The sequence below is a fragment of the Microcystis sp. M53603_WE2 genome (assembly GCF_030065435.1).
Window position 1 is genome coordinate 1 of sequence record NZ_JASJFF010000475.1, and the last position, 8,886, is coordinate 8,886.

Annotated in this window: 12 protein-coding genes; 3 read left to right on the forward strand and 9 right to left on the reverse strand. The window is 42.8% G+C overall.

Translation table 11 applies throughout. From position 1 onward, the window contains the following. The coding region (locus PX481_RS09870; RefSeq protein WP_288094509.1) for a 3'(2'),5'-bisphosphate nucleotidase CysQ family protein at positions 1-627 on the forward strand (627 nt) is incomplete at its 5' end. On the opposite strand, the gene PX481_RS09875 is transcribed toward PX481_RS09870, so the two are convergent. Further along, positions 624-761, reverse strand: a complete 138-nt coding sequence (locus PX481_RS09875) for a hypothetical protein (protein WP_002733871.1) — start codon at positions 759-761, stop codon at positions 624-626. The two genes, PX481_RS09870 and PX481_RS09875, sit on opposite strands and share 4 nt — an antisense overlap. Before the next feature lie 100 nt (positions 762-861). On the opposite strand from PX481_RS09875, the gene PX481_RS09880 reads away from it, so the two are divergent. After that, the gene (locus PX481_RS09880; protein ID WP_288055649.1) at positions 862-2,733 is read left to right on the forward strand and encodes a GTPase family protein; all 1,872 of its coding nucleotides are present in this window, start codon (positions 862-864) and stop codon (positions 2,731-2,733) included. 138 nt (positions 2,734-2,871) lie between these two features. Here the strand turns inward: PX481_RS09880 and PX481_RS09885 are convergent, their stop codons facing one another. Then, the gene (locus PX481_RS09885) at positions 2,872-3,393 is read right to left on the reverse strand and encodes a hypothetical protein (protein ID WP_288028132.1); all 522 of its coding nucleotides are present in this window, start codon (positions 3,391-3,393) and stop codon (positions 2,872-2,874) included. A gap of 2 nt (positions 3,394-3,395) precedes the next feature. Then, positions 3,396-3,602, reverse strand: a complete 207-nt coding sequence (locus PX481_RS09890; protein WP_002762605.1) for a hypothetical protein — start codon at positions 3,600-3,602, stop codon at positions 3,396-3,398. Between the two features lie 817 nt (positions 3,603-4,419). Here PX481_RS09890 and PX481_RS09895 point away from each other — a divergent pair. Next, on the forward strand, positions 4,420-4,617 hold the full coding sequence (locus tag PX481_RS09895) for a hypothetical protein (protein ID WP_002762603.1): 198 nt from the start codon (positions 4,420-4,422) through the stop codon (positions 4,615-4,617). Positions 4,618-4,768: 151 nt separating this feature from the next. Here PX481_RS09895 and PX481_RS09900 read toward each other — a convergent pair whose 3' ends face one another. The 6 genes from PX481_RS09900 to PX481_RS09925 form a co-directional block, all read right to left on the reverse strand. Next, complete coding sequence (locus tag PX481_RS09900; protein ID WP_024970469.1) at positions 4,769-4,948, reverse strand: hypothetical protein; 180 nt, start codon at positions 4,946-4,948, stop codon at positions 4,769-4,771. Beyond that, a complete protein-coding gene (locus tag PX481_RS09905; RefSeq protein ID WP_043995702.1) occupies positions 4,935-5,231 on the reverse strand; it encodes a BrnT family toxin in 297 nt (98 codons plus the stop codon). The genes PX481_RS09900 and PX481_RS09905 overlap by 14 nt, the downstream gene beginning before the upstream one ends. Before the next feature lie 230 nt (positions 5,232-5,461). Next, entirely contained in the window at positions 5,462-6,328 is an 867-nt protein-coding gene (locus tag PX481_RS09910; protein ID WP_002762599.1) for an alpha/beta fold hydrolase, read from the reverse strand. A gap of 57 nt (positions 6,329-6,385) precedes the next feature. Next, the gene (gene cysH, locus PX481_RS09915) at positions 6,386-7,207 is read right to left on the reverse strand and encodes a phosphoadenosine phosphosulfate reductase (RefSeq protein ID WP_002762596.1); all 822 of its coding nucleotides are present in this window, start codon (positions 7,205-7,207) and stop codon (positions 6,386-6,388) included. A gap of 326 nt (positions 7,208-7,533) precedes the next feature. Then, the gene (locus tag PX481_RS09920; protein WP_002762591.1) at positions 7,534-7,998 is read right to left on the reverse strand and encodes a hypothetical protein; all 465 of its coding nucleotides are present in this window, start codon (positions 7,996-7,998) and stop codon (positions 7,534-7,536) included. Positions 7,999-8,195: 197 nt separating this feature from the next. Then, positions 8,196-8,886, reverse strand: a 691-nt coding sequence (locus PX481_RS09925; RefSeq protein WP_288094510.1) for an ABC transporter permease, incomplete at its 5' end; no start/stop codon positions are given.

The window sequence follows — 8,886 nt, forward strand, 5'->3', positions numbered from 1 at the left end:
CAGGGTAATGAAGCTATCCCGAAAGATTGGGTATGGATTATCGATCCTTTGGACGGAACCCGCGATTTTATCGACAAAACGGGAGAATATGCCCTACATATCGCCTTATGTTATCAAGGAAGACCGATCATCGCCGTGGTTGCCCTGCCGGATCAAGGAAAACTCTATTTTGCCCAAAAAGGAAAAGGCACTTTTCTAGAAACTAGCGACGGAAATATTACACAGGTAAAAGTTGCCAATAAAGATAAAATTACCGATCTCTATCTGGTGGTTAGTCGTACCCATCGCGACCAACGTTTTGATAATTTATTAAGTCAAATACCCTTCTTCGGTAAAAATTATGTGGGTAGTGTGGGCTGTAAAATTGCCACTATCCTCGAACAAAAATCCGATGTTTATATCTCCCTATCGGGGAAATCGGCGGCTAAAGACTGGGATTTTGCCGCTCCAGAGTTGATTTTAACGGAAGCAGGCGGCAAATTTTCCTATTTTGACGGTCAACCCGTGCGCTATAATCGCGGCGATGTGCGGCAATGGGGGGGGATCATGGCTAGTAATGGTCCTTGTCATCAACAACTTTGTCAGTTGTCCACAGCAATCCTCGCCCAAATTGATGCCACTGTCTAATTTCTGACTTGAAAGAGGGTGTAGGGTGTGGGGTGTGGGGTGTAGGGAAGGAAACCTCTTTCATCTGTGGGGGTGAAAATTTTTTCATCGGGACTGACTGGAAAATAGAAGCTGAAATAACGCCAATTCGTCAATCAGAATATTTTCAGGCTTGGCGGTGCCAACTTTGGCATCAGGACTGCCCCCTAACCGAGAATCAGAGATCGGTAGAATGGAAAAAAACCAGATCGAGCAATGTTACGGTTAAAAACTTGGCAAGGATTGATTTTAGCAGTTCCGATCGCCGCCGTGGTCATCTTTCTGATCGTGGCCGCCGGCTTTCAGATCCATCAATGGGGTTTAAATTGGATTTGGGCAGTTTTTACCCTGATTTTTGTCGCTTGGCGCTTCCTGTTGGTCAAATGGACGCGCCCAGTAGTCGGGGAAATTGAAGCCACCATTGGCGAAATTAAGGCAGAATTAACCTCTCCCGACGGTGATTCCGGGGGCAATGTCGAGGAAATTATCGAGAGGATTATCGTCGAAGCCCGCAATGATCGCCCGGTTTGGGAAGATTGGGCGACTTTTTGGCAACGCTGTCAGGATTTGGTCAGTGCCATCGCCCATATATATTACCCCGATGTCAAGTACCCCTTATTAAATATTTACATTCCCCAGGCCTACGGTTTAATTCGGGGAACCGTGGATGATAGCGATCGCTGGATGCGGAATCTTTCCCCGGCCCTGAATCAAATCACCATCGGCCAAGCCTATCAGGCCTACGAAGTTTATCAAAAATTGCAACCCTCGGCCCAGAAACTTTGGCAAGTCTGGAATTGGGCGCAATGGGTAATCAATCCCGCTGCGGCTGTGGCTAAAGTTGCCAGTCAAAAATACAGCGATCAAGCGGATCAGCAATTATTAGTCAATTTAGGGCAAGTTTTGCGGGAAAATGCCCTAAGAAATCTCTCTCGCCAAGCGGTGTTACTCTACAGTGGCAGTAATCTCGCCCCAACTCTCCCCACCAAGACCAAAATCGCCACCACTACTCTCAAGGAAATTCTCGCCCAAGCTGAACCGATCACGGAAATCGATCGCCAACCGGTTAACATTCTGCTGGTTGGACGCACCGGGGCCGGCAAAAGCAGTTTAATTAATACTCTCTTTCGGGCCGATTTAGCCCAAGTGGATCTATTGCCTAGTACCGACGCGATCCAATCCTACCATTGGCAAACCTCAGAAGGGGACGAGTTAATCCTCTGGGATACCCCGGGCTATGAACAGGCAAATAGGGCTGATTATCGGCAAAAGGTTCTCAATTATGCCGAAAACGCCGATTTATTGATTCTGGTAACTCCCGCCCTCGATCCCGCCCTGGCCATGGATGAGGCTTTTCTTAAAGATTTGCAACAAACTATTGACAATTTACCAGTTATAGTCTGTGTTTCTCAAGTCGATCGCCTGCGTCCGCTGCGAGAGTGGCAACCCCCCTATAATTGGCTGACGGGAGAAAGTCCCAAAGAAGTCAATATCCGCGAATGCTTGCAGTATCGGGCGGAATTATTCGAGGATCTCTGCGATCGCATTTTGCCGATGGTCAGTCAACAGCCAGATAGAGAAGCTTGGGGGGATGAGGAGTTATCAATCGCTTTACTGGGGGCAATTTCGCCCGCCAAACAGTTGCGTTTAGCCCGTTTTTTAGCGGATTTGGAAACTCGAACCCTGGCAGCGGCGAAAATAATCGATCGCTATACTTTACAGATGGCCACGGGGCAAGGTTTAACGGCCCTATTAAAAAGTCCTATTCTAGGTTTTATCTCCACTTTAGCCACGGGAAGACCGACTTTAGCCTATCTTTTAGCTGAACAAATTCCTGTGGAACAATTACCAGTAGCGATCGGTAAATTACAGATGGCCTACGAGCTTTCTTCTCTCTTGAATCCAGAGAATAAAAGTTTTGATTTATTGGCACTTTGGCCAATACTATTAGAAAATTCTAGCACTGCCGACAAGGAAGCTTGGGCCTGGGGTCATGCTCTGGTAGAATATTGGACAAAGAACCTATCGATCGAACAGTTCCGGTCAAGTTATCAGGGGTATTTAGAAACGACAAAAACAGGCCTGTAGCCAGATTAATTAAGCTAAAACTTTCTTCCACTTCAAAAGTATAGGAGAGTGGGGAGGAGAGGTTTCTGGGGTTGAGATTTCTGGCCCTTGTACTAAAATTACCAATGGGAGAGATTTTTTCGTGTTTTTTTGAAAGTTCTATTCATTTTTTTCATTTTCAGAGTTTTCATCGTTAGTTTTCGACGAACTACCCAAACCACTAAAATAAAAGGCGGTGACTGCTGTAGCTATTGGCCCTAAAAAAGTATAAATTGTCTTAGAAGAATCATTAATTAGGGTTGCCGCTTTATCCACTCTACTTTGTACTTCTTGTTCTTCGATAGCTTTCAAATTTATATTTAAATTAAAAATTCCAAGAGAAGCAAAAGAAATGAGACAAATAGAAAGAATTTGTAAACCAGCAGTGGTTAACAATCCCAACCAAAGCCACGTTGCTAAGGAACCAGCTACTTTAGTATTAAAATTATGTCTTTGGTCTGAGGGTGATATAGCTGTAGCTGGTTTACCAAATTCAGATACTTCATTGTCTAAATGATAAGGCTCCGGATTCTTCTTTAGATTATGACGCACAGAGTTCCTTTCAGTTGGAAGAACCAAAGAAGCGCTGGAATCTTTTGGGTTGTTAACTTCCTCTGTCTCATTTTTTGAATCACTGGTCATAACTAAACAATTAGTAGTGGTCTCTGTTCATTACCTTTTTGCAGTATTAATTGAGTATCTTCCTCCGTCTCAGTTTTAGCATATAAAGCCATGAGTTTTAATCCTTTACGAATGACTTCAGACTCTGTTAAGTCTAGCTCTTTAGCTATTTCTTTAAGATATTCAGAGTCCTTTTGACTAAGATTTACTCGAAATTGTCTGGTAGCCATTTTTTTTTGTTAATTTAGTGAATGGATTGTATCGATTCACTGATAACTGATCACTAAGGTCGAGAAGAGCCATTTTTACCATTGAATGTATCATTGCCGTCCTTGCTACCGTTGAGGGTATCGTTGCCAGCAGGACCGTGGACATAAGCATTCTTGGGTGGCTGCTCATCCTCTCAGACCAGCTGTGGCTGCTCATCCTCTCAGACCAGCTACTGATCGCGTTTACCGGCAGCACCGTGGACATAGGCATTCTTACGGATATTCAAGTATCTGTAAGGTCGAGAAGAGCTATTTTTACCATTGAGGGCTATAGTAGGGTCAATTCATGAATTGACCCTACAGTTTGATTTAAGGGTTGTCATCGTCCTTTCTCATAGATGTCCATAATAGTCTGCCTTTAGAAACTTAGCATCCTAACTACAGTATCCTATCTTACCCTAATTACACCAGATATGTCAACCAACTATTACACTGGATATGTCAAGCAATTACACCAGATATGTCAACTATGTCAAATCAACATAAACGAGTCCTGACGGTACTCAATGGGTGCAATAGGTCAAATACCATCAACTTATTCACTTATTTGTTATTAAAAGGCTATTTTTCGCAAATTTTAACCAAAATAATCTTAGGTTTTATTCATGCTTAGGTACAATAGGGGGTATAATAGGGTATTTAGTAGGTGGTATTATATATACATATATGCAAGGCATAGCAATGGGTGTAATGTGGGTGTAATGTGGGGTTCAATAGATACCACAGTGCTGAGTTCCTATGGTATGATAGTTCCATCAACTTTTAGATAGATAAAAGTATGGCAGACACAACTAAACAAGTGAGTATGCTAGAATTGGAGTTAGAAGATGATCTAATCAGACAAATTGAAGATGTAGCTGATTCTGGTTGTTTTTCAAAAGATGAATTATTACAAAGTATTTTAGAAGCATGGAGATATCATCAGGCCTATATACATAGACTTGAAAATATGGTTCAAATAATCAATATTAAGTAATTCGATTTGAGGGTAATGTGGAATGATTACTATCAAATGATTACCTGCTTATTGTTTTGAGCTAACAAAAAAATTTATCACTATTTTCTTGAACAACAGTCTATTAAACTTTCATAACAAGTAACCCTGAGACAATTATCAGTTTTAGCAATTATTGAGATGTTAATTTATTATAAGCAGAAATAATCGCCGCATTTTCCCAATCATCATCAAAAGGAAGCGCATCGGGATCTGACAAAGCATTAGCCTCGATTTCTGCATCGCTCATCGATTTAACTCGCTCCCAATCGGTTAAATCTTGCCTTTCCTCTTTTGTGTTAACAATCCCCATCTTGGGGGATACTCTCTTGATACTTTCTTCGCTCACGTTCGTTTGCTCTCCTAGCACTAATCAATCGGCAAGTTTCCCCTCTTATAGTATAGACAACATAACAGATTATCCCGTTTAATTGTCCCAGCAAACACATCCTTATTTCTTGGTAATCTTGGCGATTATCTTCTCTGATTAGACAGTGACCATCGAAAATAGGAGGAACAGCCGCAAAATCTATCCCATGCTTCTCTATATTAGAATATCTTTTAGACTGATCCCAGTCAAATTCTCTAAATTGCATAAATAAATCTCCAAAAATTGTCTTTGTAGAGAATTATTCCTATATCTCCTCCTTACCTATCGTTTTGAACGAACAAAAATTTTTATCACTATTTAAACTTCAATAATTTTTTGTTATATCGATAAATTACTAGCCCTAAACGCAGAAATTTTGAAAAAGCGAAGCCTCCGCTTCTACTATAATCAGAGAAGGGTAATTGAGACAATTTCTGCATCACCTTAAATAGCTCTTTAGGTTTTGCGTCCGAGAAAATTAATAATCTGGGGACTAATTTCTTTTGACCAATGTTCTTGGGGATAGTGTTTCGCTTCTGCGAGGGGGATTAATTCCACTCCTGATTTAGTAGCTAATTTTTCGACAGTGACAGAAGATAACCAAGGATCGCCCATTCCCCAGACAAAAAGGATAGGTTTTTCAAAGTTCTCTAAACCTGTCTCAATTTCTGCCATAGTTTTCGATAGGTTTAAATTGCGAATCGTGGCCAGTAAAGCGCGACCCACTGCCGAAGTTTTTAGATAAGGTTGACGGAAAATAGCCAGATCTGCATCACTAATCACAAAACCGCTACCGGTTTCTAAAGTACGATCGACTAATAAGGGGTCTTGAGTCGCCATATCTCCGAGGAAAGGTAGCCCCCATTGTTTCATTATCCAGGGTAATTTAACATCCCTGGAGAGGGGAGTATTTAAAACGATCAAGCGCTCAATTTTATCAGGATTTTCTAGGGCGTATTGTAAACCGACGGAGGCTAAAAAACCCTGGACAATGAGGGAGATTTTCGGCAATTGGAGAGCTTGAATAAAATCGGCCAAGGCTTGACAAAAAGCGCTAGGTGTGTAGGCGAAATCTCTGGCATCGGGTTTAGCGGATAAACCGGAACCGATCCAATCGGGGGCAATGGCATTAATGTTATATTCTTCTAAACTGGTTAATAATTCCCGCCAAATATAGCCATGGGCGGGTAAACCATGGAGTAGGATCACGGGGGTTGTATCCGGTTGTTGAGCGGGGTTAACCTGTCGATAAAACCACTGGAGAGAGCCGACTTCGAGAAAATTTTCTAAAATAGCCATGGTTAATGGGGGATTAATAATCATTAACCATTGTCCAACGTCTAGGAACCGATCGCACCGGCAAATTTTCCACCCCGGCAGTTATAGGGAGCTTGCGTCGAGACTTTGTGCTTCTCCGGGGGTTAAGGGTAAATGAAGACCGCATTCTTGTTTTAAACCCTTGAAACGGGTGTCTCGTTCGTTGCTATCATTGGCGGTTAAAGGCCGACTGGAGTGCCAATCGCCCACGGAGACATAACCTAGATCAAAATAGGGATGGTAGGGAAGATCGTATTTAGTCAGATAGTCATAGATGGTTTTGGCATTCCAGTCAAGTATCGGTAATATTTTGTAACGTTCGCCCTGTGGATTGACCCATTGGAGAGTTTTGCGGTGGTCGGTTTGGTCGCGACGTAAACCTGCTAACCAAGCGGTGGCCTTTAATTCCTTCAGGGCCCGTTGCATCGGCTCCACCTTGCGGATTTTGTCGTAGAGATTGAGGGAGTCCAGATCGTTATTTGACCACAGTTTACCGTGGATTGCTTCCATGCGGGCGGGACTGAGGGGAGATTGATAAACTTTCAGGTTTAAATGGAGGCGTTGGCTTAAGTCTTCGGCAAATTGATAGGTTTCCGGGGGAAGATAGCCAGTATCGATCCAAATGACGGGAATATCGGGGATAATTGCGGTGACGAGGTGCAACATTACCGCCGCTTGAATGCCGAAACTGGTACTCATCACCAAACCTTCCCCAAAGGTGGCTTCCGCCCAAGCGACGATTTCTGCGGCGTTAGCGAAGTCAAAACGTTGATTAATTCTCTCCAGGTCGAGGGATAGAGGGGAGGAAAAAGACCGGTCGGCAGTGGGGATGAAGGCAGTTTCTAGGGCCTGTGGATGAGAATTAAGCAAGTGTAAATCTGGCATTCTGGCTAAGATTTAAGTTATTAGTAGCGGCGGATACTGATAGATTACAATCTATCCATTAGGGTTTGAGCATAGAGTTACCTCCATCTCCTCCCCTTGAGAAACGTGGGTGAGACTTTCGCCTCCGACGGCTCCTAGTTTAACTGCTTCATTGTTAGGGATACAGCTTGACAATCGAGGGCCGTTTTATCGAAAATTTGGGTTAAAACCCCGTCGTTTTACGGTTGAAAATCTATATACTGTACTTCTACTATATCTGATGGGGTGAAGTGTGGCCCACACTAGCGACACCCTCCTTTCTCAAAAATCTCTCTGGTTACACTAGGTTAAGCAAGATGGGGAGGGATTACCGCTAGTTTTTGCAGTTGTTTTTCAATATTGGCCCTTAATTGGGTCCGGGTGATTTCTTTTCCCGTTTGAGCGGTGTGTGCATTTTCTAGAAAAATAATACTATCTACTTTTTCTAGGGCAAATAATTGGAATAAAAGATGGGTTACGGGAATCAGGAGCGTTGATAGGGGTGAATTGGGGGTATTTTGAGCAGATATGGCCATTTTTTCCGTAGCAAAGGCATAGATTACCCTTTTCTCCTGTTGCGGCTGCCGCCGATGGGCTAAGGTGGTTAGTAACCAATCACCCTGGCTATTCTGCACCACATAGTATTGTAAATGTTTTAACTGTCTGGCCATGGCCGCAAGGACGGGATTAACCGCTTCTTCCATGACTACGGGGGCCAGTCCGTAATTGACGGCGTCTCGACTTAAAATATGCAGTTGTGCCTTTAATTTCATGGCTAATCATGTCTATAAACTAATCGATATTGACCATTCCTACCAGCGATGAGCGGTTTTTCTGCCAGTACAATTTTAGGCGTTGCTCATTTGTGATCTGAATCCTCTTTGCTGGGATTTTTAAAACCTAGACCCAAACTAACTTTGGCACGGGAACCTGCACAGTTGCCATTCATCCCTTGATTCAGCAACGCTATTTAAAATTGTCGTCGTGAAAAGATGAGGATGGAGATACCCAATAATAGACCAGTATAAACGAGACTGTAGAGGGCATTAGCGATTAAGACATCAGCACTAGGCAGCAAACCATAAACGGCCTCGTTTCTAAAATTTAATCTCTCTAAATCTGGGAGAATTAGATAAATATTTTTAGTGATAGCGAGGATATTGGCATTTTTGCTGATTATACCCAATTGGATCAGATCTTTGCTGATGTGACCCATTAGATAGACCCCAAAAGTCATTAACGTGGCTAAAATCGAACTGGTAAATACCCCAAAAGCGATCGCCACGGCTGCGATGAGAATTAATTCCAAACCGAGATAGAAAACCGAGACAATCAGGGGTAAAGCTTGAAAAGATACTTTCATCCCCGACAACATCAGCAGGTAAATCACCAACATTACCCCCAACATCACCGCTAAAACCCCGGACAAACCCAAGTGTTTACCGAGGATAAATTCGGCCCGACTCAGGGGTTTAGGAATCAAAACTAAAATAGTTCTCTTGTCAATTTCCTTATTAATTAGCCCTGTACCCACAAAAACCGCGACAATTACCCCTAATAGTCCGATAGCGGCTAATCCCAAGTCAAGAAAGATTTTCTGATGGGTTCCCACCGCAATTTCTGGTAATAAACGCCAAGCGAAGGCCATCAACAAGGCAAAA